The sequence below is a fragment of the Streptomyces sp. AA1529 genome (assembly GCF_000280905.1).
Taxonomy (GTDB): domain Bacteria; phylum Actinomycetota; class Actinomycetes; order Streptomycetales; family Streptomycetaceae; genus Streptomyces.
The window spans coordinates 1-23,948 of sequence record NZ_ALAP01000106.1; the positions used below are offsets into that span (position 1 = coordinate 1).

The 23,948-nt window shown below is 71.5% G+C and carries 19 protein-coding genes and 1 tRNA gene; 13 read left to right on the forward strand and 7 right to left on the reverse strand.

Going from position 1 to position 23,948, the window contains the following annotated elements; all coding sequences use genetic code 11:
- The first annotated feature begins 324 nt into the window (after positions 1-324).
- Positions 325-459: a hypothetical protein gene (locus tag A949_RS39575; protein WP_272944220.1), complete on the forward strand. Its 135-nt coding sequence runs from the start codon at positions 325-327 to the stop codon at positions 457-459.
- 266 nt (positions 460-725) lie between these two features.
- Here the strand turns inward: A949_RS39575 and A949_RS37080 are convergent, their stop codons facing one another.
- The 4 genes from A949_RS37080 to A949_RS0131100 form a co-directional block, all read right to left on the reverse strand.
- The gene (locus A949_RS37080; protein WP_078565586.1) at positions 726-2,378 is read right to left on the reverse strand and encodes an ATP-binding protein; all 1,653 of its coding nucleotides are present in this window, start codon (positions 2,376-2,378) and stop codon (positions 726-728) included.
- On the reverse strand, positions 2,378-2,887 hold the full coding sequence (locus tag A949_RS39820) for a HEPN domain-containing protein (protein ID WP_158687660.1): 510 nt from the start codon (positions 2,885-2,887) through the stop codon (positions 2,378-2,380). Before A949_RS39820 ends, A949_RS37080 begins: the two co-directional genes overlap by 1 nt.
- 645 nt (positions 2,888-3,532) lie before the next feature.
- Positions 3,533-3,619: transfer RNA gene (locus tag A949_RS0131095), tRNA-Ser, on the reverse strand.
- A gap of 43 nt (positions 3,620-3,662) precedes the next feature.
- Positions 3,663-5,252 carry a trypsin-like peptidase domain-containing protein gene (locus A949_RS0131100; RefSeq protein ID WP_192817179.1) on the reverse strand — a complete coding sequence of 530 codons (1,590 nt, stop codon included), beginning with the start codon at positions 5,250-5,252 and terminating at the stop codon, positions 3,663-3,665.
- Positions 5,253-5,964: 712 nt separating this feature from the next.
- Between A949_RS0131100 and A949_RS37085 the strand changes: the two genes are divergently transcribed.
- The 3 genes from A949_RS37085 (at position 5,965) to A949_RS0131115 (ending at position 9,072) form a co-directional block, all read left to right on the forward strand.
- The gene (locus tag A949_RS37085) at positions 5,965-6,984 is read left to right on the forward strand and encodes a glycerophosphodiester phosphodiesterase family protein (protein WP_037708362.1); all 1,020 of its coding nucleotides are present in this window, start codon (positions 5,965-5,967) and stop codon (positions 6,982-6,984) included.
- A gap of 240 nt (positions 6,985-7,224) precedes the next feature.
- A complete protein-coding gene (locus A949_RS0131110) occupies positions 7,225-7,695 on the forward strand; it encodes an ATP-binding protein (protein WP_019359976.1) in 471 nt (156 codons plus the stop codon).
- A gap of 372 nt (positions 7,696-8,067) precedes the next feature.
- Positions 8,068-9,072 carry a DUF5926 family protein gene (locus tag A949_RS0131115; protein ID WP_026005218.1) on the forward strand — a complete coding sequence of 335 codons (1,005 nt, stop codon included), beginning with the start codon at positions 8,068-8,070 and terminating at the stop codon, positions 9,070-9,072.
- A gap of 279 nt (positions 9,073-9,351) precedes the next feature.
- Here A949_RS0131115 and A949_RS0131120 read toward each other — a convergent pair whose 3' ends face one another.
- Together A949_RS0131120 and A949_RS0131125 are read right to left on the reverse strand one after the other, a co-directional pair.
- The gene (locus tag A949_RS0131120; RefSeq protein ID WP_237735956.1) at positions 9,352-9,873 is read right to left on the reverse strand and encodes a hypothetical protein; all 522 of its coding nucleotides are present in this window, start codon (positions 9,871-9,873) and stop codon (positions 9,352-9,354) included.
- Positions 9,874-10,295: 422 nt separating this feature from the next.
- Complete coding sequence (locus A949_RS0131125; protein ID WP_019359979.1) at positions 10,296-11,021, reverse strand: bifunctional DNA primase/polymerase; 726 nt, start codon at positions 11,019-11,021, stop codon at positions 10,296-10,298.
- A gap of 650 nt (positions 11,022-11,671) precedes the next feature.
- Here A949_RS0131125 and A949_RS0131130 point away from each other — a divergent pair.
- The 3 genes from A949_RS0131130 to A949_RS35200 all read left to right on the forward strand — a co-directional run bounded on the left by A949_RS0131130 (position 11,672) and on the right by A949_RS35200 (position 16,509).
- Positions 11,672-13,477 (forward strand): PP2C family protein-serine/threonine phosphatase, encoded by a 1,806-nt coding sequence (locus A949_RS0131130; RefSeq protein ID WP_019359980.1) that lies wholly within the window; start codon positions 11,672-11,674, stop codon positions 13,475-13,477.
- 250 nt (positions 13,478-13,727) lie between these two features.
- Entirely contained in the window at positions 13,728-15,167 is a 1,440-nt protein-coding gene (locus A949_RS0131135) for an aminopeptidase P family protein (RefSeq protein ID WP_019359981.1), read from the forward strand.
- Between the two features lie 241 nt (positions 15,168-15,408).
- Complete coding sequence (locus A949_RS35200; protein WP_019359982.1) at positions 15,409-16,509, forward strand: PP2C family protein-serine/threonine phosphatase; 1,101 nt, start codon at positions 15,409-15,411, stop codon at positions 16,507-16,509.
- A 51-nt stretch (positions 16,510-16,560) separates the two neighbouring features.
- Here A949_RS35200 and A949_RS0131145 read toward each other — a convergent pair whose 3' ends face one another.
- Positions 16,561-17,001: an ATP-binding protein gene (locus tag A949_RS0131145; protein WP_019359983.1), complete on the reverse strand. Its 441-nt coding sequence runs from the start codon at positions 16,999-17,001 to the stop codon at positions 16,561-16,563.
- A 287-nt stretch (positions 17,002-17,288) separates the two neighbouring features.
- On the opposite strand from A949_RS0131145, the gene A949_RS0131150 reads away from it, so the two are divergent.
- The 6 genes from A949_RS0131150 (at position 17,289) to efeB (ending at position 23,926) form a co-directional block, all read left to right on the forward strand.
- Positions 17,289-18,158, forward strand: a complete 870-nt coding sequence (locus A949_RS0131150; RefSeq protein WP_019359984.1) for a hypothetical protein — start codon at positions 17,289-17,291, stop codon at positions 18,156-18,158.
- Between the two features lie 155 nt (positions 18,159-18,313).
- Entirely contained in the window at positions 18,314-19,036 is a 723-nt protein-coding gene (locus tag A949_RS0131155; protein WP_019359985.1) for a YcnI family copper-binding membrane protein, read from the forward strand.
- Between the two features lie 103 nt (positions 19,037-19,139).
- Positions 19,140-19,808 (forward strand): SCO family protein, encoded by a 669-nt coding sequence (locus A949_RS0131160; protein WP_019359986.1) that lies wholly within the window; start codon positions 19,140-19,142, stop codon positions 19,806-19,808.
- Positions 19,805-20,290 carry a copper chaperone PCu(A)C gene (locus A949_RS39440; RefSeq protein WP_019359987.1) on the forward strand — a complete coding sequence of 162 codons (486 nt, stop codon included), beginning with the start codon at positions 19,805-19,807 and terminating at the stop codon, positions 20,288-20,290. Before A949_RS0131160 ends, A949_RS39440 begins: the two co-directional genes overlap by 4 nt.
- Positions 20,291-20,301: 11 nt before the next feature.
- Positions 20,302-22,533: a copper resistance protein CopC gene (locus A949_RS0131170; RefSeq protein ID WP_019359988.1), complete on the forward strand. Its 2,232-nt coding sequence runs from the start codon at positions 20,302-20,304 to the stop codon at positions 22,531-22,533.
- Positions 22,534-22,552: 19 nt separating this feature from the next.
- The gene (gene efeB, locus A949_RS0131175) at positions 22,553-23,926 is read left to right on the forward strand and encodes an iron uptake transporter deferrochelatase/peroxidase subunit (protein WP_019359989.1); all 1,374 of its coding nucleotides are present in this window, start codon (positions 22,553-22,555) and stop codon (positions 23,924-23,926) included.
- The last annotated feature ends 22 nt before the right edge of the window (positions 23,927-23,948 follow it).

Here is a 23,948-nt window from a genome sequence, read left to right on the forward strand (position 1 = left end):
CTACTGGTCCGAAGCAGTCACGACGGTGCCACTCGGCCGCACCTACTGGCTCGCCTCAACCTCAGCGCGGACACCACGTCTTGCCCTGCGCTGGCTCCATGCTCGAGTCCGCGATCGCGGACCAGCTCCATCCACCAACAGCACGGCCAGTACGCCACTGGATCCACGACGACCAGGAGCAGGAACGCGCCTCACGCAGCCTCACCAACGGCCAGTTCTACGCCTTCACCGCCGTCGAGGACGACACTAGCTACGTCCTCATCGCCCGGCCCATACACGCCGCCTACGCCCAACGCCACATGCCTCGACCGGCCGACAGCCTGAGTGAGTAACAACCTTCTCTACGACTTCAAGGGCTCGCTCCGCTCGCGCCGCGCGGCCCGGCTCGCCGCCGCCGACGCCCCTGTCTTCGGCCCGCTCCGGTCCGGCCGCCTGCCCGCGCGGGGACGCGAGCCGTGAAGAGGGGCACGTCGTGGCTGGGGCGGTCGGCCCCACGGCCTTAGGCAGCCGCCTTGGGGTGAGCCTCAAAGATCAGGGGCCCATCTCAGGCTACTGCGGGAAGACGAGGTGCTGCCTGGGTCGCAATAAGCTTAAGGGTCTCTGATCTTTCGCCCCAAGGAAGCTCCAGCCCAAAGCCGCTGCGCCGACCTACGCCGCCAATCGCGCGCTCCCCCTAGCGTACGAACCAGAACACGACAATGCAGAATCCCTAATCTAGGGGAAGGTCATGCAGAGCCGACCAGTGCAGCTAGGTCATCAAGATCCACCACGGGAGAACGGCGAAGCTCGTCTCGCAATAGAGTCCCTGTTAGCAGCTTAGCCGTCCCCTTGGTACCGCTGACTCGGAAGCTCCACTTTCCCTCCCGTAGGTCTAGAACGCGCAGTCCCCGCTTCAAGCGAACGTCAGCGTACTCACTCAAGTCGAGGATATAGGCCTCATATTTGACGCCCCGCCTTTTTTGATCAGATAGCGTTCCTTGGATCAAGTGCGCAAATCGCAGATCGACAAGTTGCGCGAGAATCTCATAAAAGGGGTGAGACTTCTGGGCAGCATTGATTCGAAAATAGGTGTAGCCGGTTTTGCGAACCTCCGCGCAGAGGTGTTCTTGTGCACCGAGAAGGGCCTGCGCGCTATTGGAAGAGACATCCTGTTCCAGGTCCCGCTTCTTTCCTCGGGAGGCGCGTCCCGCAGCTTCGGCAACATCCTCGCGCCCGATCTGGCGAGCCTTTGGACGTGATCGCGCTGCAACGATCGAGGATGCGAAAAGATTCAAATAATCCCTGGGAACTCCACCTGACCCAAGGATCAAGCGTCCAAGAGCGGTGTCATTCGCTAGAACCGCAGGCTTGCCAATTCCGACTGCAGCCGTGTAGTTGGAGAGGACCGATTCAAGGAAGCTTTGTGTAGCAGCCGGGTCCTCAAGCGTAACATCCAAGTCAATCTTCGAAACATCATGAGGAATTTCAATCCCAATCCGGGAAGAGGGTTCAAAAGGTCGGGTAAGTCGCTCAATACTCGCCACCTTAACCCAGCCATTGCAGTCACGAAGCATACCAGCTATACAGTCAAGCAGGTTCGGCTGTGACCCCATAGGAAATAGGTAGAAGTCGTCTAGGTACAGATAGAGACAGACAAGATCTTCTCGTAGAATTGCACGCAAAGCGAGGTTCAACTCGGCAATAAGCTCGGCGATGGTTTCCTCAGTCACTGCTCCGCCGGAACGCAACTGCGTAACTCGCTCACTGATTCCCTTAAGCCTGACATATACACCGCCCTGTGATGATCCAGCGTGCTGAAGTAGCGAATTCAAAGCCACCTCTGCGATCGCCAGAAAGGCAGCACCTACGCCCAGACGCCGCAAGGTATGAGCATTGATCCACGCAGTAACAAAACCATCTTTCTCTGCGATCCTTTTTGCTTCGAGAAGCAGGGCGGTTTTCCCGACACCGCGTCGTCCGTAGACAAGGTGGTGACGCGAGGCGCCTACCGCAGCGAGACTGGCCCGTGGATCCTCCATATACTTCAGACTTGGCAAAGCATCCGAGGTTCGTGACCTCGCCTCAAGAAGTTGAATTAACTGGTCGACCTGAGAACCTGATAGCGGTCCAGTACTTTTGACACCATCAGGGTCTTGCCCCTCTTTCCTGTGCGGCCTAAAAGTCACTACTATAGAATAGCCAGAAGGGCCGGAGACCACGTTGTTGAGTTCCTGCTCAATCGACCCAGCTAGACTCTGAGCTGTAACCAAGAAATCTTCATTAACCCACACAACGAACCATTTTTCGCCAGGAAAATTGCGCTCATCGATCCGCACGATGGAAATGTTTGCCTCACCGAGCGACCGCGAGATCTTTTCACTGTAGTCGATTTCCGACATTAAATGTATCCTTCCCTAGAGGCAAAGAGTTCACACGACTGGAGAAAATCGGCAGCAGCAGTGGCGAGCGTACGAGCGTCCGCCTCCCAATCAGATTCATTAATTGGGTAAGCGTCATAATCAGCCTGGTTACGGAGTAACCGGGCATCCGTCAACTCCGCCTCGCGTTTCGCGGGGTCATCCAGCCCCGCCGGAAGCTTTCTCGGCAATATATTGTGCCGTTCATGGTCATCTCCGCGGGATTCCGCATATACTATAGCGCGCGCAGAGTGGTACATTGCGTAATAATGGCGGCTAATCGCTGACCTGTACTGCGTCGCAAAGAGAAGGTGATCCCCTGCACGCAAGTGCTCTCCGGCAAGCAATAAGCGGTCGGTGACAGCCTGTTTGACGAGCTGCGCCAGAGGAAAAGGGTACCTGCCTCCGGATTCTGGAAAGGCAGCAAGTTCAGCACTTTTACAAGTCGAGATATGGAGCAATACTTGATCAGTGAACGTGACCGTTGGCATCCCTTATTACTGCCCCTAAGCTCGCGCGTATTTGCAGAGATCGAAAGTAGCAAGTCGACCGTCGACCCGCATCTGGTTCCTCGCGATTGGCGGAAGATCTACAAGGTTCTCTGTCTTCCTAGCTCTCCCTAAGCGAGGCAGGCGCGATGCTCAACTGACGCTGCCGCAAGTTAACTTGATAGCATATCAGGTGACTGGCTCCCAGAGCAACTAGGCGGTCGAGCCGCTCTACAGCCCTCCGCTGCGCGGCCTTCAATTGACAGCAAATAGGGCGTGTCCATGCCATTCAGCCTCAAGGCGTCGGCGGTCACTCACCTGGCGCATCGGCTAGGCCGAAGTGCTCTTCCATCGCAGCACACAGGAACGTACTGATCTCTGTGCCCCCGGCCCCGCGCTACAACTAATCAGAAGAGGGGGATCATGCAGTCGTGCTCGTCCTGCACGTCGTCGGCGGCCCGAGGGGGCCGATGCCGAAGGCCGTCCTGCGCATCCATGGGTCACATGTCGCCAGCCTCGTCGTCACTGGGCCGTCGTGCCCCTCCCGTGCCCATGCATCCGGAAACCACAGGGAACCACAGTCGCCACCGGGCACCGCCCACGCCAACGGCCTCTGACCATCGTTGCAGGTCAGAGGCCGTTCGTCTGCGGAGGCGGTGGGATTTGAACCCACGGAGGTGTCGCCACCTCTACGGTTTTCAAGACCGCTCCCTTCGGCCGCTCGGGCACGCCTCCAGGTGTCGTCGCGCGCACGACACGGGAACAGCCTAGCGTGTGATCAGTCGTCGCCCTTCCGGGAGCCGAGGGTCACCTCGACGGTCTTCTCCTTGCCGTTCCGCTCGTAGGTGAGCTTGACCTTCTCGCCGGGCTGGTGGGTCCAGATGGTGCCGATGAGGGTGGGCCCGCTGTCGATCAACGTGTCGTCCAGCTTGGTGATGACGTCGCCGGGCTCGAGGCCCGCCTTGTCCGCCGGTCCGCCCGGGGTGACCGGGTCGGCGCCGCCCTCACCGGTGTTGGAGATGGTGGCGCCCTTGCCGTTGCCGCCCAGCTGGACGGTCGCGCCGATCACCGGGTAGACCGGCCGGCCGGTCTTGATGAGCTGCTTCGCCACCCGCTTGGCCTGGTTGGAGGGAATCGCGAAGCCGAGGCCGACGCTGCCGGACTGGCCGCCCTCCATGCCGCCTCCGCCACCGCCCGGCTGGATGGCCGAGTTGACGCCGATGACCGCGCCCTGGGCGTTCAGCAGCGGGCCGCCGGAGTTCCCGGGGTTGATCGAGGCGTCGGTCTGGAGCGCGCTCATGTAGGACGCCTTGCTGCCCTGGCCGTCGCTGGAGGCCACCGGACGGTTCTTCGCGCTGACGATGCCGGTGGTGACCGTGCCGGAGAGGCCGAACGGGGCGCCGATGGCGATGGTGGCGTCGCCGACCGCCACGTTGTTGGAGTCGGCGATCGGCAGCGGGTCCAGCTTGCGGCCGCCGAGACCGCTGAGCTTCAGCACGGCGATGTCGTAGCCCTGCGCCTTGCCGACCACCTGGGCGTCGTACTTCTTGCCGTCGGAGAACGTCGCGGTCAGCTTGCCGCCCTGCGCTCCGTTGGCCACCACATGGTTGTTGGTGAGGATGTGGCCTTCCTTGTCGAAGACGAACCCGGTTCCGGTGCCCTCTTCCCCACCGCCGGAGGAGCGGATGGTCACGACGCTCGGCAGTGCCTTGGAAGCTATGCCGGCGACGGACTTGGGCGAGCGGTTCAGCTTCTCGGGGTCGCCGGAGGAACTGATCGTGGTGGCGCCGCCGTCACTGCGGTCGGCGGCCCAGAAGCCGATTCCGCCGCCGATCCCGCCTGCCACGAGAGCGGCGACGAGGACACCGGCGAGCAGGCCGCCGCGGCGCTTTCTGCCGCCGGGTTCCGGGCCGGGCGGGCCGGACGGCATCGCCCAGGGGTCGTGCGGGGGCATGCCGCCGCCCGGACCGCCGGCGCCGGGACCACCCGGGCCCGCCGGACCGCCGGGGCCCGCCGGACCGCCGTAGGGCGGCGGCGGTGGGGGCATCGGGTTTCCCGTTCCGCCCTGGCCCCAGCCGCCGGACTGGCCCGCACCGGGCGGGCCCGAGTCCGGTGCGGAACCGGCGCCCGGGTCGTCACCGGGCTGCCGCGGGCCGCCGGCCTCGGCTGCCACCGGGGCCGGCGCGGCGGAAGCGGGCGGCGACGGCGGCGTCCCGGGGGCGGCGGGGGCCGCGGCCGGGTCGGGGACCACCGGTGCGTCGGCGGGCTGCTGCGGGGCGGGGATCCCGGGATCGTCCGCCGCGGAGTGCGGGGCCGGGGGCGGCGCGTCGGTGTCCCCCTGCCGTGGCTGCACCAGCGTGTCGTCCATGGACTCCCTCTTCGGTACGACCGTGTCCTGGACGTCCGGACCCTTCTGCGTACGGTCCGCGTCGGTGGCGGCGTCGGCGGAGACGGGGTCGGAAGAGTCAGGGGAGGGCAGCGAGAAGTCGCCGTCCTCGCGGCTCGTCGGGGCGCCGGTCGACGGGGCCCGGACCGGCGCCGGGGGCGTGGGACCCGGCCCCGCCGCAGGCGTCACGGCAGCGCCCTCGTTCTCGGTGCTCACAGCTCACTCCTCATCAGGTACACGACATCGCAGAGATGGGCGTGTTCACGTACGCGGGTATCCAGAGACAGCTTTTCCCATCACACATCAGACGGGCGTAAACCGACGCTGAGCGTCCGCACCCCCTTCTTTACATCGACCCAGAACCGGACAGGCCACCCCATTTTCCCCGCAGCTCCCGGATTTCCAGCCGCTCTCGGGCGCGCGCGGGTCGGCTCCGGCGCGACGTCACCCACACGCGTGATCACGGCACCCAGCCTAGGCGCGCCCGCACCGAACCGCCCCTCGGCGGACCCGGCCCGAACCGCCCCTCGGCGCACCGGCACCGGACCCACTCGGCCCGGGCACCGGCCCGAAACCCCACGAACGCCGGCGAAGTGCTCCGCAGAACCCTGCACAGTGTGTCCATTCGGCCCGGTGGCACGATATCCCGGTGAGCAACGAGAGCCGTGCCGGGTCGCGCCACCGCCTCGACCACCTGCCGTCCGTCATAGCCCATCGCGGTGCCTCCAAGGCGGCACCCGAGCACACGCTGGCCGCCTATCGCCGGGCCATCGAAGAGGGCGCCGACGGGCTGGAGTGCGACGTACGGCTCACCGCGGACGGCCATCTGGTCTGCGTCCACGACCGCAGGGTGAACCGCACCTCCAACGGCCGCGGCGCCGTCTCGGCCCTGGAGCTCGCGGACCTGGCCGCGCTCGACTTCGGCTCCTGGATGGACCGGCACGCCGACCCGTACGAGTCGCCGGACAGCGCACTGGACACGCACGCCGCCGACACGCACGCCGCCGACGCGCACGGCGGAATCGCGGACCCGGCCGCCGCCCCCGAGTCCGCCGAGGGCCCCGACCGCCGCGCCTGGCCCCCGGTACGCCGCAGCGCGACCGGGCGCACCCGCACCGCCGACCGCCCCGGCCCCGCGGAACCGCCCGGCCGTGCGGAACCCCTCGCCGCGGCCGGACCCCTCGGCGCGGCCGGACCGCTCGGGGTGACGGCGGACCCGGAGAGCACCTCCGTCCTCACCCTCGACCGCCTGCTCACCCTGGTCGCCGAGGCACCGCGCCCGGTCGAACTGGCCATCGAGACCAAGCACCCCACCCGCTGGGCGGGCCAGGTGGAGGAGCGGCTGCTGGAGCTCCTGGACCGGCACCGGCTCCGCACACCGGTCCGCATCATGAGCTTCTCGGCGCGCTCCTTGCAGCGGGTCCGCGGCGCGGCGCCGGACATACCGACGGTGCTCCTGACCCAGTTCCTGCTTCCCCGCCACCGGGACGGCAGGCTGCCGTACGGCGTGCGCACCGTCGGCCCCAGCATCCGCATCCTGCGCACGCATCCGGAGTACGTGGCCCGGGCGCACCGCGCGGGCCACGAGGTGCACGTGTGGACGGTCGACGAACCCGAGGACGTCGAGCTGTGCGTGCGGCTCGGTGTCGACGCGATCATCACCAACCGGCCCCGCCTGGTACGCGCCCAACTCCGGCGCGGGCTCGCCGGTTGAGCTCGCGGGCGCCGGTCGGAGGGTGTGCACCGGCGCACCCGGTGCTTATTGCAGCCGCGCGGGTGCGTCAAGAGAAGGGGTGTGGCCGGTTTCCGCCGCACTCTACTGGGGCATTCATCCCGATGGCGTGGGGCAAAGGAGGTCTCGGGGGTGGCGTTGGTGGTGGCACAGGAGGTGCCTACTTCGTCGACCATGGCCGTGCCCCATGGTCCGTCGGGAGTACGCGTCGCACGGCGCAGGATGCGCGAGGAACTCCTCGCGTGCGGAGCACCCGATTCGGTGGTCGATGATGCGATCTTGATTCTTTCCGAACTCCTCAGCAATGCGTCCCGTCACGCGCGGCCGCTGCACGAGGAGACGACCGGAGCGAGCAGCGCGAGCAACCCGGTGGAGACCGTCAGGGCGTCGTGGCGCAGGGACGTACGAGGTGAGGTGACCATCGCGGTCACGGACGGGGGCGGCCCGACCCGTCCACTTCCGGCCAAGCCTTCCGTCACCGCCCGCGGCGGCCGAGGGCTCGCCATCATCACGGCTCTCGCCCGCGACTGGGGGGTGCGCTCGGAACCCGGCACCCCGGCGGACGAGCCACCCGGGGTAACGGTCTGGGCCGTGCTGCGACCCGACAGCTCGTTCAGCGGCCGCGTCGCCGCCAGCCTCGGAGGCGGGCTGAGCGGCGAGTTCGATCTGGCCTCCGTGGAGGAGCTCCGCTAGCGGCGGGCGGTCCTCGACCGCCCCGCCCGGCAGGCGCCGGCCCGGCCCGGCCCGGTCGGTCCGGGGTCGCCCGGGTCGACCCGTGGTCCCTGTCGGCCGCGTCGGTCCGTGTCGGCCCGTGGCCCGCGTCGGCCCATGCCGGCCCGTGGCCACTCGGCGCCAGGTGTCCGCCCGGCGCCACAGCATGCCCCGGCGCGCGACGGGCCGCAGCGGACCTCCCGATCGCCCCTGTTCGGCCATCGGACGGCCCGCACGGAGCGGCGCCACCGCCCCCGGGCGGGCCGGGTGCGCCGAGTGCGGACGGCGGCGGATGCCGTCGAGCCACTAGGATCGCGGACTCCACAATCGCCGCACACCTGGAGAACCGCTCGCATGGCAAAGAAGCGCCGACCCCAGACAGCCGCCGCGGCGCCCGCCGGAACCTCCGCGGGCGCGGCAGCAGCCGGAGACTACCCGGTGGTGGGAGCCCGGCAGCCCTGCCCGTGCGGCTCGGGCCGCCGCTACAAGGCGTGTCACGGCCGGGCAGCAGCGCAGGCGGCCACCGAGCTGGTGCGCCGCCCGTTCGAAGGACTTCCGCACGAGAGCGACTGGGTCGCGATGCGTGAGCTGGTCCCGGCCGCCACGGCACGCCTCACGCTCAAGGGCGGCCTGCCGGAGGGGGTTCCCGCAGTGACCCTGGCGACGGTGCTGCCGATGGCGTGGCCCGCGCTGCGCCGCGACAGCGGCGAGGTCCTGCTGGGGCTGCAGAACGACACGGCGTCCGGCGACATCAGCCGCGACCTGGCGGACACCCTGAACCGGGCGCTGGCCGCCGAGCCGGGCACTCCCGTCGACGCGGGCCGTCCGGCGCCGGACGGGCCGCGGCTGCAGGACCTGCTGGACCTGGAGGCGCCGTTCGTGCCGGAGGTCCACTCGGGGTTCGAGTTCTGGCTGGACGGCGAGGAGCAGGCGGCCGGCGAGGTGGCGGCCTCGCTGGAGAGTGCCAACGAGGCGGTCATCCCGACCGCCAGGCTCGCGTCCGTGGCGGGCGCGTACTGGTGCGAGGCGCCGGAGAAGAACCATCTGCGCTGGGTGATGACCCACCCCGAGGAGCAGCTCCTGGACGCGCTGGCGCGGCTGCACGCGGCCGGTGCCTCGTCGCTGGGCGAGCCGGGCGACGGCTCCGGGGAGTCGCGGCTGGTGGGTTCCTTCCGCGCCCACGGGCTGACGGTGCCGGTGTGGGACCTGCCGCGCGGTATGAGGTCCGAGGACTGCGAGAAGCCCGCGGCGGCGTTCGCCGAACGGCTGGCGGAGGCACTGGCGGTGACGGCGCCGCTGACATCCGAGGAGCGCCGGGCGCGGAGCGGCCTCACCAACCGTCAGGTGACGCTGAGCTGAGGCGTTTCGGCGGGTTCCTGTGCCGGTTCGGCGAAGGTTTCGTGACCGTGACTCCCGTCACACTGGCACCTCAACTCGCCCTACCCACAGGTAAATCGGCGTCCGGATCTGGGCGATCGAATTTGCTAACCGCCGATCTCTTGTTACCGTTCTAAGAGCCCGGTCGCTGGTGCATCCCCCGTCGCCAGCGACCGGGTTCTTTTGTGTCCGATGCCGGACGGCTGCACCGACACCGGTGAACTCCTCGCGCAGCACGGCGAGTTGAGACTCCGTCGAAGGCTAGCGGTGGCTTCCGGCACGCAGCAGCCGCTCCCCGTTCACCGAGCTGACCTCGGCCACCGCGGAGTACGCGTGGGCCGCCAGCGGCGCACGGTCATCCGAGGTCTCCGAGGTCCCACCGCGCGGCGTCTCGCAGACGCCGCCCTCGTGTCCGCCGCGCAGGACGCAGCGCACCCGTGCCGTCCGCCCGTCCGGCCCGTGCAGCGTGAGGAGAGCGGGCAGCCTGCTGCCGGTCGGGTTGCGGTAGTACGTGCGGGCCCAGGTGTCACCGCCTTCGGTCAACACACAGACGCGGGCCGCCACACCGTGGGGCGAGACGATTTCCAGCCCGCACGAGGTGGCCGGATCCCCCGGTTCGGGCGGGAGCGGGGCGGAGGAGTGCGTCCCGGGCGTTCCGTTCCCGGTCTGCCGCGGCTGGGCGGCCTGGAAGACCTCCGCGGCGAGGCGCGCGTCCTGGCCCGCCACCGCCGCCGCGAGAGGCACCGCGGCGACGAGCGCCAGCGCGCTGGCGAGTGTGACCACACGGAGCCGGGAAGCTCTCTGTTGCGGCTGGTGCATGAGGGAACCCACCTGGGACGCGGAGAGGACCGGACCGACTGATGAGGTGAACATATCGGGACCGAGGGGCCGCCGAGGCGCTACAGCGGCCCGTTTCCCCCGCAACTCCGGTCGGCTCCTACCCGTACGGGTGAATCACTCGCTGCCGTGCCGCCGCCGGTGAACCGGCGCGGCGCTGCGAGCGACGGCACGAGCCGAGTACGGGCGACGCCTGGCGGCACCGAGCCGACCCGCGCCCGGGACACCCGCTCGAATCCGTCCGACTCGAATCCGCCCGACTCGGGCACCCCCGGCTCGGAGGAGGCAGTCCGCTCGGGGGCAGTCGGCTCCGGCACAGGCGTCTGCGGCGCGGTCGGTGCGCGGCGCGTCCGCGCCGCGCACGTCGTTCAGTAGGCCAGCCGGCTTCCGCTGTCCGGGGAAGCGGCGCTCTCCTCGACCAGTACGTCGAGCAGCGTCTCCATCCGGGGCAGCCACGGGCGGCCCGCTTCCACGCCGCCGGGCTCCCGCTCCCAGCGCACCTTGCCCGCGCCGGTGAGCGAACCGGGGAGCGCCACATAGCCGCCGTCGCCGTGGAACCGCAGCGAGCTGGGCACCCGGTCCTGGGCGTACAGCAGTTCGCCCAGCTCTTCGAGCCCGTACGGCTCGACCAGCACCGAGAAGCGGGTGGGCGTCGCGATCACCGGGCCGACGCGGACGCCGGTGCGGTCGAACGTCGCGAGCGCCCGCGCCCCGGCGACGGCCGGAAGACTCAGCGCACAGGGCGCGGCGCCGCCGGTCGCGAGGATGACGGGGGCGTCCGGCCGGTTCCGCCACCACCAGCGGACCATCGTCGGGTCGGTGGTGGCAGCGAGCAGTACGGGGTCGAAGGGGTGTGCCCCCGGAACCACGCACTCAGGGTCCGGACACGCGCACACAGCCGACGCGCCGCGGGTCCCCGGGGCGGCCAGCGCGGCGCCCGGCACCACCGGCCACTGCCACTGGGCGGCCGCCGTCAGCGCCGTGCTCCGCATCGGTGACCTGTGGTTGTACCGTCCGGACCGCGCCCAGAGCCGTCGGCCCTGGAGCTGCGCCCAGGCCCGGAGGGAGCGTCGCCTTCCGAGGATCTCGCGCATGAGCGCTCGTTCCTTTCCGTGAACGCCGAACAACGCCTATTTCATGAACACCGCAAACACCGCCAACTGGCCGTGCCGACCGATCTCTAGCTCAATACACCACGCGGAACTCTGGTGACCGTGCGTGCCGAACAGCGCATCATGTTGCGGGTCGAGCGTGGAACGTGGCGGGGGGTGGCGCGCATATGGCGTTCGCTCCGTGGACTGCCACCTGCGCCGGTGCTGCTCGTACTTGCTCGTCTTCTACCGGGAACCGCTCGTGGTCCGCCGTACCGCGCATGTGCTGACTGGTGCAATCCTGCGGCTGGTGCCCTCCCGCAAGAAGCGGGCGGGTCAGCGCCCGCTGCTCCCTAGGACGCCGTGACTCTCCACAGGGTTCCGTACCCGCAACAGCGGTGCCAACGCGCCGCCGAATGGCCTCAGTCGACAGCAGTATGCACGCCACGTGGGCGATTTTCCGCCAATCTTCTCACCTCTCGGCCTGCCCCCGTGGGACGGGCCCGCTCGCCGGACATTCTCGGCACTGCAGCGCACGTGCTGGACATGCCCCAACGGCATGTGTAGATGTAGTGGCATTGATAGCGGAGCAGCATGACATGGGGGTTTGCGATGCTATTGGGACAGTTCACCCGCAGCCCGAGCTGCCGCCCATGACCTCCCCGCACCTGCCGAAAGTGGCTGGAATCCAGTCGGCGGTTTCCTCGAACACGTCGCCGACCGCAGCGGCCTCCGCCGCAGCGGTCTCCACCGCGGCTCCGGGGCCCGCTGTCTCCGCTTCCGCTGCCTCCTGCGCTGCGGATTCGTCCTCGCGGGCCGCCGCGCTCGACCCCGGAGGCTCGCCGGCCGACCGGGACCGGATCGGCGACCTCTCCTCCCTTCACGACCTCACCATTCGCCTCGTTCGCACCACGAGCCTCGACTCGGCGCTCCGCGAGACGCTGCGCGCCGGCGCCACGCTGCTGGGCGCCCCCCGCGGCATGGTCGCGCTCGCGCCCGGCACCGACCCTGGAAGCGAACCCTCCGATTCCCCGGAGCGGGCCACCGAACGCACCATCGGGCTCGGTCTCGGCCGCGCCGACCTGGGGCAGATCGAGACCGTTCCGCGCTTTTCCGCCACCTACGCGCGCGTCCTCGACGCAGGAGACGCAGAAGAGGCGGAAGAGGCGGAAGGCGACCGCGGCCGTCCGGGCGGACCGGATGCCGGACACGGTCATCCGGACGGGCCGGACACCGGCCCGGCGGACGAGACGGGCGGGGCCCCTGCGGCGGACGGAGCGAGCCGACCGCACAATCCCGGCCACGGTCCCGACCACGAAACCGGCCATGAAACCGGCCATGGAACAGGCCATGGAACAGGCCATGGAACAGGCCATGGAACAGGCCACGAACGCGGCCGGGGAAGCAGCCAGGGCCCCGGCCGTGCGGCCGGGCCGGGCGAGGCCGGGGCGGAGCCCGTACCCGGCCCGGGTGCCGGGCTCGCCCACCCCGCCCTGGTCTGCCCCGACATCGCGGCCGACCCGGACCTCTCCCCCCGCCACCGGGAGGTCGCGGCCCGCCTCGGCTACGCGGCCACCTACGGTGTGCCGCTCACCACCGGGTCGGGCACCCGGCTCGGCGCGGCGGTCTGGTTCTTCGACGAGCCGGGCGAGCCCACCGTCCGTCGGCGGGAACTCCTCGACAGCTATCTGCGGCACGCCACCGAGCACTGCGCGCGTCTGGGGGAGCGTGCCCGCACCCGCGCGGACATGGTCACCCTCCGTGAGGAACTGCTGCCGAGTGCGCTGCCCCGCGTCCCCGGGGTGTCCCTCGCGGTCCGGCACCGCACGGGTCCGCGCGGCGGCGGCGACTGGTACGACGCGCTGCCGCTGCCGGACCGGGCGGTAGGACTCGCGGTCGGCGGTGTCACCGGCAGCGGGCCGGCGGCGGTGGCCGCGATGGGCCGGCTGCGGGCCTCCCTGCGGGCGTACGCGGTGATGGAGGGGGAGGACCCGGTCGCTGTCCTGTCCGACCTGGAACTGCTGCTGCGGCTGACCGAACCCTCCTGCTCGGCCACCGCGCTGTTCGCCTACGCGGAGCCGGCGAGCCGAAAGGTCCTGCTCGCCGGGGCCGGGCACTGCGCTCCGCTGATCGTCGGCCCCCGGCGCATCGAACCGGTGGAGACCGCGGTCTCGGCGCCGCTGGGGATGCTGGCGTGCTGGGAGGCGCCGAGCGCGGAGGTCGTCCTGCGCGAAGGCGAAACGCTTCTGTGCTACACGGACGGGCTGCTGCACCGCACCGGCCACTCCATGGACCGCGCCTTCGCCCGGCTGCGCTCGGCCGCCGCCTCCGCTCCGCGCACGGCCCGGGAGGACCCGGACGCCCTCGTCGACCACGTGCTGCGCACGGTGCTGCCCGGGCCGCTGGCGGAGCTGCCCGACCATCCCGAGGACGTCGTCCTGCTGGCCGCCCGCTTCTGAGCAGCGCCCCCGCCCGGCCTCCGGCCCCCCGGAGGCCGGGCGGGGTCCGCGCAGCGCGTGCGCGCGGTCGGCCGCGCAGCCACGGGCGGGCGCGCGGCGGCGGGCGGCAGCGGTACGGGCGCGGCCCGGGCCGCGCGGCGCGCGGCAGCGCTCGACGGCACCGTTCAACGTCACATGCGCACGGCTGTGGACCAACCGGGCCCCACCCATACGATGGAAGGTGGTTTTATCCGTCGAAGAGGAGGCAGACGTGGCAGACGCCGCTGACGAGCAGCCGATCAAGCAGCGGAAGAACGGCCTGTACACGGGCGTCTCCGACGAGCTGGCCGCGAACATGAAGTCCGGCTGGAGCGACACCGAGCTGCACGATCTGGAGCCCGTCGCACAGGCGGCGGAGCTCGCCGAGCGGCGCGAGCGGCTGTCGGCGCGCTTCCCCGGCGAGCGTCTGGTGGTCCCCGCGGGCAACCTCAAGACCCGGTCCAACGACACCGAGTACCCCTTCCGGGCCTCCGTCGAGTACGCGTACCTGTCCGGGAACCAGACCGAGGACGGCGTACTCGTCCTGGAGCCCACCGGGGCGCGCGGCCACCGCGCCACGCTGTATCTGCTGCCCCGCTCCGACCGGGAGAACGGCGAGTTCTGGCTGCACGGCCAGGGCGAGCTGTGGGTCGGCCGGCGGCACAGCCTCACCGAGAGCGCGACGCTGTACGGGTTGCCCTGCGCCGACGTCCGGACGGTCGCCGACACGCTGCGCGGGGGCACCGGCCCGGTGCGGGTGGTCCGCGGCCACGACGCCGGGGTCGAGGCGGCGCTGGCCGACCAGGTCACCGCCGAGCGGGACGAGGAGCTGCGGGGCTTCCTGGCCGAGATGCGGCTGGTCAAGGACGCGTTCGAGATCGGCGAGATGCAGAAGGCCGTCGACTCCACCGTGCGCGGCTTCGAGGACGTCGTCCGCTCCCTGGACAAGGCGGAGGCCACCTCCGAGCGCTACATCGAGGGCACGTTCTTCCTGCGCGCCCGCGTGGAGGGCAACGACATCGGCTACGGCTCCATCTGCGCGGCCGGTCCGCACGCCACCACGCTGCACTGGATGCGCAACGACGGTCCGGTGCGCTCGGGCGAGCTGCTGCTGCTCGACGCCGGTGTGGAGACGCACACCCTCTACACGGCCGACGTGACGCGCACCCTGCCGGTCAACGGCCGGTTCACCGAGTTGCAGCGCACCATCTACGACGCGGTGTACGAGGCGCAGGAGGCGGGCATCGCCGCGGTCAAGCCGGGGGGCAAGTACCTCGACTTCCACCGTGCGGCGCAGCGGGTGCTCGCCACCAGGCTGGTCGAATGGGGTCTGGTGGAGGGCCCGGTGGAGCGCGTGCTGGAGCTGGGTCTGCAGCGCCGGTGGACGCTGCACGGAACCGGCCACATGCTCGGCATGGATGTGCACGACTGCGCGGTCGCCCGTCGCGAGACCTACGCGGACGGCACGCTGGAGCCGGGCATGTGCCTGACAGTGGAGCCGGGGCTCTACTTCCAGGCCGACGACGAGACCGTGCCCGAGGAGTACCGCGGCATCGGTGTGCGCATCGAGGACGACATCCTGGTGACCGAGGACGGCAACCGGAACATGTCCGCCGCGCTGCCGCGCAGCAGCTCCGAGGTGGAGAGCTGGATGGCGAAGCTGCGGGCGTGAGCCCGCACGCACCGGGCGGTCTCACGCCCGGTGCCGGCGCGCCGGCGGGCACCGCCCGGTAGCGGACGCCGCGGGGCACACCACGGCACCGGCCGGGCGGCGGCCCCGGCGCCCGGCCGGGCGGCAGCCCCGGCACCGGCCGGGGATCCGGACCGGACCACCGAGCACAGCGGCGATGACGGGAGACGACGTCACGGCACGAGCCTGCTGCGCCTGTCATCGACAAGGAAGAGAGCACGCTTTGGTCTCCCGGTTGCGGACCGGACTGCTGTCCGCGTTTCCCTTCCTCGCCATGGGTGCCGTCGGCGCCGCCGATCTGACCGGCGGGCCCGGCATCGGCCTGCAGCCGATGATGGCGCTCGGTCCGGCCTTCGCCGGGTTGAGCGGCGGCAAGCGGCGCACCGCACTGGTCGGTGCGCTGGCCATGGCGCTGTCGATCGCGCTCGGTCTCTACAACGGCCAGTTCGGCGAGCGGCGCGGCAACGCGACGCTGATCTCCGTGGCCGGGGTCTCCGTGGCGGCGCTGGTGGCGACCGCGATGCGGCAGAAGCGGGAGGCGGAGCTGGCCAACGTGCGCTCCATCGCGGAGGCCGCGCAGCGGGTGCTGCTGCGCCCGGTGCCGCGCAGTGCCGGGCGGCTGCAGGTGGCCGTCTCCTACACCTCGGCCGTCGCCGAGGCCCGGATCGGCGGCGACCTGTACGAGGTGGTCACCTCGCCGCACGGGGTACGAGTGATCATCGGCGACGTCCAGGGCAAAGGCCTGGAGGCGGTGGAGACCGCAGCGGTGGTGCTCGGCGCGTTCCGCGAGGCCGCCTACGACGAGCCGGACCTGGCCACGGTCGGGGACCGGCTGGAACGGGCCCTGGACCGGCATCTGCTGGGCGAGAAGTTCGTGACGGCGGTGCTCGCCGAGGTACCGCACGGCGCCGGGACACGCACCGCGACCCTGCTGAACTTCGGACACCCCGCCCCGCTGGCGGTCCGGCAGGACGGCAGCGTGCACTTCGCCGAGCCGCCGCGGCGCTCCCTGCCGTTGGGGCTGGGCCTGCACGGCAGCGAGCCGCCGCGTCCGCACGAGGTGCCGTTCGCGCCGGGCGACCAACTGCTGCTGTACACCGACGGCGTCACCGAGGCCCGGGACAGCGACAACCTCTTCTATCCGCTCGACCACCGCGCCCATCTGCTCAAGGACCCGGACGCGGAGGGCGCGCTGGAGGCCGTGCGGCTGGACATCCAGGAGCATGTGCGCTCTCCGCTGCACGACGACGCCGCCATGCTGCTGCTGCGCTACCGGAACCCCGCCGTGCCCCGCGGGCCGCGGTCCGCCGCGGCCGAGGCGTGAGGCGGCGGGACCGCCGGCAGCGGCCCCTGCCCGCTGCGCGATGCGCCCGGCTCAGGAGGCGGTCATCAGATGCCCGTCGCGGCGGGCGAGCACCTTGTCGAAGCTGACGACGGCTCCGCCGCGCCCGGAGCGGTTGCGGAACCGCACGTGGTCGGCGAGGGATTCGATCAGGTAGAGGCCGCGTCCGCTCTCCGCCTCGTTCCCGCAGCGGGGGTCGTATCCGGCGGGGAAGCCGGGGCCGGTGTCCGCCACCTCGATGCGGCAGCGGTTGCCCTCCAGATAGGCCGAGACGCGGTAGGCGCCGCCCAGGTCGCCGGCGGCGCTGCCGTGCTCGACCGCGTTGGCGCACGCCTCGGACAGCGCCAGGCACATGTCGTAGGCGACATCCGGGTCGACACCGGCCGAGGCCATCGAGCTCAGCAGGAGTTGGCGCGCGAGCGGCACACTGGCGGCTTCGCGCCGTAGCCGGAGAGACCACCACAGGCTGCTCATGCTCACCCTCCATGCGGCTCGACACACGGCTTACCTATTGCCTGCGCGTACCGGCACTACGCGGTGCCGCGGCGATGCCCCCCGTACGGCGGAAGAGCGCGGCGCCGGGTGGCGGGGCGGTGTCCCTGCGTGCGGGTGCACCGGAAGCACGCACCGGGATGCGCGCCCCCGCCCGGGGCCACCCGCGCACGCTGGCCCCGGGCACCGGTGGGCCGGTCGAACACCGGTGGAGCGGGTGTGGCCCTGGTGTGTGCGGGCCGGGACGGCGGTGAGATGATGGCGCGGCCATGACTGCCGGTGCGGACCTGAGACTGCTGCGGGCCGCGGTGTTCGCCGCGGTCTGCGTCACCGTGTCCGCCGCGGGGCATGTGCTCGCCGCCGGGACGGTCCTGCCGTTCGGCACGCTGGCACTCGGCTTCGGCTGCGTCTTCGCGGTCGCCGTCGCGCTCGCCGGGCGGGAGCGTTCGCTGCCGGGCATCGCGGGGCTGCTCGCGCTGGGGCAGGTCGCCCTGCACCTGGTCTTCTCGATGGGCTCCCACCGGCTGCACGCCGGAGCGGCGGCGACCGCTCCGGCAGCGCCGCAGCCGGGCGGCATCCGGGCTCTGGCGGGGACGCTGCTGTGCCACGGCGGCGGCGCGCCGCTGAGCGACGCCGAGGCGCGGCGCGTGGTCGTGGAAGCCGGACTCGACCCGCGGACCGCCGCGGGCGCGGGCGGCGCCGGAAGCACCGCGGACGGGGCGCACTCCGCGCACGAGGCCGCCGCCGGCTCCTTCCCCGGTACCCCGCTCGAGTGCCTGCACGAGGCGGCGCGCGCCGCGGCCGGACTGCTCGACGTACCGATGCTGCTCGGGCACCTGTGTGCCGCGCTGCTGCTCGGCTGGATGCTGCGGCGGGGCGAGGCCGCGCTGTGGCGGCTGGTTCGGCTGTCCCACGCAGCCGCGGCGGTCGCCGAGGAGCTGCTGGCCGCGGGTGCCCTGCGCACCGCCCTGGCCTTCGTCCGGGCCCTGCACAGCGGGCTGCTGCCGCGGCTTCCGGCGCGGCCCGTCCGCGCGCGCCCGGAGGACGAGACGGCGCCCCCGTCCTCGCTGCTGCTGCACTCCGTGCACCGGCGCGGTCCGCCCGCGCGGCAGGCGGACGCTTTCGCGCTCGCGGCCTGACGCACGCACGACGCCCACCGGGACCGAACTGCCCGCCCCCGCCACGGGGTGCGGCCGGCGCGGCCGTGGCAGCGGCGCGCGGTGCGGGCCCCGCGCGCCCGGGTGCCCGCCTCCGATGCCATGCCATCCGTCCTGTGCCATCAGGAGCTCATTTCATGAAGATCGCGAACCGTCGCGCCGCAACCGTCTGCGCGCTCGCCGCCGGAACCGTCCTGCTGGTCGCCGGGCCCGCGTCGGCGCATGTCGGCGTCGACCCGCAGGAGGCCGCCAAGGGCGGCTACAGCACCGTCAACTTCAAGGTGCCGAACGAGAAGGACGACGCGTCCACCGTCGAGTTGGAGGTCAACTTCCCGGCGGATCACCCGCTGACGTCGGTGATGCCGCAGCCGGTACCCGGCTGGGACGTCAAGGTCGAGAAGAAGAAGCTGGACAAGCCGATCACGCTGCACGGCGAGAAGGTCACCGAGGCCGTCTCGAAGGTCACCTGGAGCGGCGGAAAGGTCGAGCCGGGCGAGTTCCAGCAGTTCCCCGTCTCCATGGGGCAGCTTCCGGAGGACGCGGACCGCCTGGTGTTCAAGGCGCTGCAGACCTATGACGACGACGACGTCGTGCGCTGGATCGAGGAGCCGAAGGAGGGAGCGGCGGAGCCCGAGCACCCGGCGCCGGTGCTGAAGCTGGCGGCGGCCGAGGAGTCCGGCGCGGACGCGGGCGACTCGGCGGACGACGCCAAGGCCGCCGGGAAGACCGCGGCGGCACCCGAGGACGACTCCGGTTCCGGGTCCGACACCACCGCGCGCGTCCTCGGCGCGGTGGGCATCGCCGTCGGCGTCGCGGGCATCGCCTTCGGCGTCCTGGCGGGTCGCCGCCGTACCGCCTGACCCCGGCCCGTACCTTCCCCCGCGGTGGTGCGGGCGGCGCCGGCCGCCGCCCGCACCACCCCGGCCCCTGCACGATCCCTACTGCACGATGCGGACAAGCACTATGCGCACCATGAGAACGACCGCGGCAGCCGCGGCACTGGTCGTGGCCGCCGGGCTCGCCCTGGCGGGCTGCGGCTCCGACGACGACGGCGGCGGCAGCGCCGCGGACAAACCGGCGACGGTCGAGAAGCAGCAGCACAAGGGCGGCACCGTGCTCGACCAGCCCTTCAGCAAGCCCGATCTGACGCTCACCGACACGCACGGCAAGAGCTACGACCTGATCGAGAAGACGAAGGGCCGCCCCACGCTGCTCTACTTCGGCTACACGCACTGCCCGGACATCTGCCCGCTGACCATGAGCAACATCTCGGTGGCCAAGTCCAAGCTGCCCGAGGAGCAGCAGAAGAAGCTGCGGGTCGTCTTCGTCACCAGCGATCCGAAGCGGGACACGCCCGAGGAGCTCCGGAAGTGGCTGGACGGCCAGGACCCGTCCTTCATCGGGCTGACCGGCGACTTCGACACCATCCAGGCCGGCGCCCGCAGTGTGGGCGTCGGCATCTCGCCCTCGTACAAGAAGAAGAACGGCGACATCGTCTCCACGCACGGTGCCCAGGTGCTCGCCTTCTCCCCCGAGGACGACAAGGCGCACGTCCTCTACACGGAGGGCAATTCCGGGCCGGACGTCCTCGAGAAGGACCTGCCCGAGCTGATCGAGGGGAAGAACCCGTGACCGCCGCACGCCGACCGCTCCCCGCCCTGGCACTGGGCGCGGTGTGCGCGCTCGCCCTGACCGGCTGCTCCTCCGACGGCGGGGACGGCAAGGACGGAGGCAAGGGGGACGGCCGTCCGGAGCTGAAGGTCAGCGGCGCCTACGTGCCCCAGCCGCCGACCGAGGAGATGGCCGGAGGCTTCCTGACCATACGCAACAGCGGCGACAGCGCCGACAAGCTGACGTCGGTCTCCAGCGACGTGGCGGGCAAGGTCGAACTGCACGAGACCGTCGACCAGCAGATGCAGCGGGTGAAGTCGCTGTCCGTGCCCGCGCACGGCGAGCTGGAACTGGGGCGCGGCGGCAACCATCTGATGCTGATGGACCTGGAGCGCAAGCCGACGAAGGGCCAGACGGTCACCTTCGTGCTGCACTTCCAGCGGTCCGGCGCGGTCACGGTCAAGGCTCCCGTCGAGGCGACGAACTACACACACCGGAAGTGAGGTTCGCAGGCGTGTCGTCCACCGTCCCAGGCTCCCTCCGCACCACCTCCCGCACCGCCGTCCGCACCCTGTCGGCTCTGGCCGCGCTCGCCGCCGCGCTGCTGGGCGTGCTGGTGGCGGCGGGCCCGGCTGCGGCGCACGCCGCGCTGACGGGCAGCGATCCCGCGGAGGGCGCCGTGGTGGACGACGCGCCCCGGCAGGTCACGCTCGACTTCTCCGAGGGCGTGGCCATGTCGGACGGCGCCATCCGCGTCCTGGACCCGCGCGGTGGGCGGGTCGACACCGGGAAGGTCCGCGACAGCGGTACGGACGGCACGGTGCGGCGCACGGTCGGGCTCGACCCGGGGCTGGGCCAGGGCACCTACACCGTCGCCTGGCAGGCCGTCTCCGCGGACAGCCACCCGGTCTCGGGCGCCTTCACCTTCTCGATCGGCAAGCCGTCCGAGACGAGCGCGAAGGTCCCGCAGCAGGACGAGAAGGCGGGCGGCGGGAGCGTGGGCGCCCTCTATGGCGTCGGGCGGTACGCCGCCTACGCGGGCTACATCCTGCTGATCGGCGGGGCGGCCTTCGTGCTGCTGTGCTCGCCGCGGGCCGCCTCCTCGCGCGCGGTGCAGCGGCTGGTGACCACCGGCTGGAGCCTCCTGGCGGCGTCCACGCTGGCGCTGCTGCTGCTGCGCGGGCCCTACACCGGTTCGGGCCGGTTCGCGGACGTCCTCGATCCGGGCGGGCTCAAGGACGTGGTCGCCACCAAGCCGGGAGCCGTGCTGGTCTGCCGGCTGCTGCTGCTCGCGGCGGGCGCACTGTTCATCTCGGTGCTCTTCGGCGTGTACGCGCGGCAGCGGGCACCCGAAGAGGAAAGCGATGAAAGGGACGAACAGGAGGAAGCTCCGCAGGAAGGCGCAGCCGTCCTGCCGCGGAAGGCCGGGGATTCACAAGCCGCACCCCCGGACGGCACCGTCGCACCCGGAGACGGCACAGCCGCACCTCGGGACAGCACAGCAGCACCCCCGGACGGCACAGCCGCGCGGCAGCGGCGGGACCTGCACTGGGGGCTGTCCGCCGGCGGTGCTCTGCTGGCCGCCGGTCTCGCGGCGACCTGGGCGCTGGCCGAACACGCCTCCACCGGTATCCAGACGGGGCTGGCGGTGCCCGTGGACGTGCTGCATCTGCTCGCGGTCGCCCTGTGGCTGGGGGGTCTGGCCGCGCTGTTCCGCCTGCTGCACCGGGGGCCCTCGCCCACGGGCACGGAAGTGCGGCGGTTCTCGCGGCTGGCGTTCGGCTGCGTCGCGGTACTGGCGGGGACGGGGCTGTACCAGTCGTGGCGGCAGGTGGGCTCCTGGAGCGCGCTGACGGACACCTCGTACGGGCAACTGCTGGTGCTGAAGATCCTGCTGGTGGGCGCCGTGCTGTCGATCGCCTGGTGCTCCCGGCGGTGGACGGCCCGGTTGACCGAACTCCCGGAGCGTCCCGCCCCGGCACCCCGGAACGCCGCCTCCGGGAGCCAGGGGACCACGGCCGGTGCGACGGCGGCCGTCCCGCACGGTCGCTCCCCCGAACGCGCCGCTGTCCGGACCTGCGCACCGGGTGCCGAGGGCACCCCGCGGACGCGCAGCACCCCCGCTCCGGAGGGCGACCGCCCCGCGCAGCCGCGGGAGGGCGCCCCCGGCGACCCCGTCCGGGCCGCCCAGTTGGCCCGCCAGCGGGCCGCGGCCGACGCCGCCCGGCAGCGCCGCGAGCGGGAGGCCGATCCGGGGCGCGGTGCGCTGCGCCGCTCGGTGCTGGCCGAGGCGGCCCTCGCCGTGGTGCTGCTGGCCGTCACCACGGTCCTGACCGGCACCGAGCCGGGCCGCACCGAGGAGCAGGTGCGTGCGGCCGAGGCGGCGCGGGACCCCGGCGGGCCGGTGGACGTGGAGGTGCCGTTCGACACCGGTGGCCCGGGTGGGAAGGGGCGGGCCGCGCTGGAGATCTCCCCGGGCACCCGCGGCGGGAACACCCTGGAGCTGCGCACCACCGCACCCGACGGCAAGCCCGTCGAGGCAGCCGAGGTGCAGGTCGCCTTCACGCTGCCCGCGCGGGACCTGGGCCCGCTGTCCGTTCCGCTCGAACCGGTCGGACGGGAGAAGGGGCACTGGAGAGCCAGGGGACTCCAGTTGCCCATGGCTGGAAAATGGAAGGTCGCGGTCACCGTCCGCACCTCCGACATCGACCAGGTCACCACGACCACGACCGCCACCATCGGCTGAGCCGGAACCGAGCGACGACATGAGCACTCAGAACACCCGCAGGACTCCTCCCACCCAGCGCACTCAGCGCACGCCCGAAGCAGCGGGCACGCCGGACGACGGCGGCGACGGCGCCGACGGCGGTGGCACGGCCGACGGGCAGGGCCGCGAGCCCCGGCAGGGCGGGCGGATCACCCGTCGGCGACTGCTGGGCACCGCCTCCGCGGCAGGCGCCGCCGGGCTGGCGGCGGGTGCCGCGGGCGGCGCCTGGGCTCACTCGGCGGCCCAGGACGCGCCGCCCACGGCCCTGTCCTCGCTGGGCTCCACGGCCGTGTCCTTCCACGGCACGCACCAGGCGGGAATCGTGGCCCCGGCCCAGGCGCACGGCCATCTGCTGGCCTTCGACCTCGCCCCCAGGGCCGGCCGCAAGCAGGCCGCGGCGCTGCTGCGCCGCTGGTCGGAGGCGGCCCGGCGGATGATGGCCGGCGAACCGCCGACGGACGGCGAGCGGGACACCGGGATCGCGCTGGACGCCGGCCCGGCCTCGCTGACGGTCACCTTCGGATTCGGCCGTACGTTCTTCTCCCGTACCGGGCTCACCGGCCGGCGGCCGGCGCAGCTCGCGCCGCTGCCGGACTTCTCGGCGGACGCGCTGGACAAGAAGCGCTCGGACGGGGACCTGTGGGTGCAGATCGGCGCGGACGACGCGCTGGTCGCCTTCCATGCGCTGCGGGCCCTGCAGCGCGAGGCGGCGGACACGGCGCGGGTGCGCTGGCAGATGTCCGGTTTCAACCGCTCTCCGGGTGCGACCGAGCAGCCCCGCACGATGCGCAACCTGATGGGGCAGGTCGACGGGACCGACAATCCCCGCCCCGAGGAGAAGGACTTCGCCGAGCGGATCTTCGTACCGGCCTCGGGCGACCCCTCCTGGATGGCCGGGGGCTCGTACGTGGTGCAGCGCCGGATCCGGATGCTGCTGGACGCGTGGGACTCCCACTCGCTCGGCGAGCAGGAGCAGGTCATCGGGCGGCGCAAGTCCGACGGAGCTCCGCTCTCCGGCGGCCATGAGCGGACCGAGCCCGATCTGGACAAGCGCGGACCGGACGGGCAGCCGCTGATCGCCGCGGACGCGCACATCCGGGTGACGGCCCCGGAGAGCAACGGGGGAGCGGCGATGCTGCGCCGCTCCTTCTCCTTCCACGACGGGTTCCGCGGCGACGGGGCGCCGGATGCCGGGCTGCTGTTCGTGGCCTGGCAGGCCGATCCGCTGCGGGGCTTCGTGCCGGTGCAGCGGAAGCTCGACCGGGGGGACGCGCTGTCGCGGTTCCTGCGGCACGAGGCGAGTGCGCTGTTCGCGGTGCCGGGAGGCCCGGGCAAGGGCGAATACGTGGGCCAGCGGCTGCTCGAGGGCTGAGATCGGCACCCGGCGCCCTGTG

What these genes read in the sequence shown, in the direction of transcription:
- A949_RS0131100 (WP_192817179.1), bottom strand. Translation starts at nt 5,252, where the DNA reads ATGGACGACACGCTGGTGCAGCCACGGCAGGGGGACACCGACGCGCCG.
- A949_RS0131115 (WP_026005218.1), top strand. Translation starts at nt 8,068, where the DNA reads ATGGCAAAGAAGCGCCGACCCCAGACAGCCGCCGCGGCGCCCGCCGGA.
- A949_RS0131110 (WP_019359976.1), top strand. Translation starts at nt 7,225, where the DNA reads ATGCGCGAGGAACTCCTCGCGTGCGGAGCACCCGATTCGGTGGTCGAT.
- efeB (WP_019359989.1), top strand. Translation starts at nt 22,553, where the DNA reads ATGAGCACTCAGAACACCCGCAGGACTCCTCCCACCCAGCGCACTCAG.
- A949_RS0131130 (WP_019359980.1), top strand. Translation starts at nt 11,672, where the DNA reads ATGACCTCCCCGCACCTGCCGAAAGTGGCTGGAATCCAGTCGGCGGTT.
- A949_RS0131160 (WP_019359986.1), top strand. Translation starts at nt 19,140, where the DNA reads ATGCGCACCATGAGAACGACCGCGGCAGCCGCGGCACTGGTCGTGGCC.
- A949_RS0131145 (WP_019359983.1), bottom strand. Translation starts at nt 17,001, where the DNA reads ATGAGCAGCCTGTGGTGGTCTCTCCGGCTACGGCGCGAAGCCGCCAGT.
- A949_RS0131150 (WP_019359984.1), top strand. Translation starts at nt 17,289, where the DNA reads ATGACTGCCGGTGCGGACCTGAGACTGCTGCGGGCCGCGGTGTTCGCC.
- A949_RS39820 (WP_158687660.1), bottom strand. Translation starts at nt 2,887, where the DNA reads ATGCCAACGGTCACGTTCACTGATCAAGTATTGCTCCATATCTCGACT.
- A949_RS0131125 (WP_019359979.1), bottom strand. Translation starts at nt 11,021, where the DNA reads ATGCGCGAGATCCTCGGAAGGCGACGCTCCCTCCGGGCCTGGGCGCAG.
- A949_RS37080 (WP_078565586.1), bottom strand. Translation starts at nt 2,378, where the DNA reads ATGTCGGAAATCGACTACAGTGAAAAGATCTCGCGGTCGCTCGGTGAG.
- A949_RS0131155 (WP_019359985.1), top strand. Translation starts at nt 18,314, where the DNA reads ATGAAGATCGCGAACCGTCGCGCCGCAACCGTCTGCGCGCTCGCCGCC.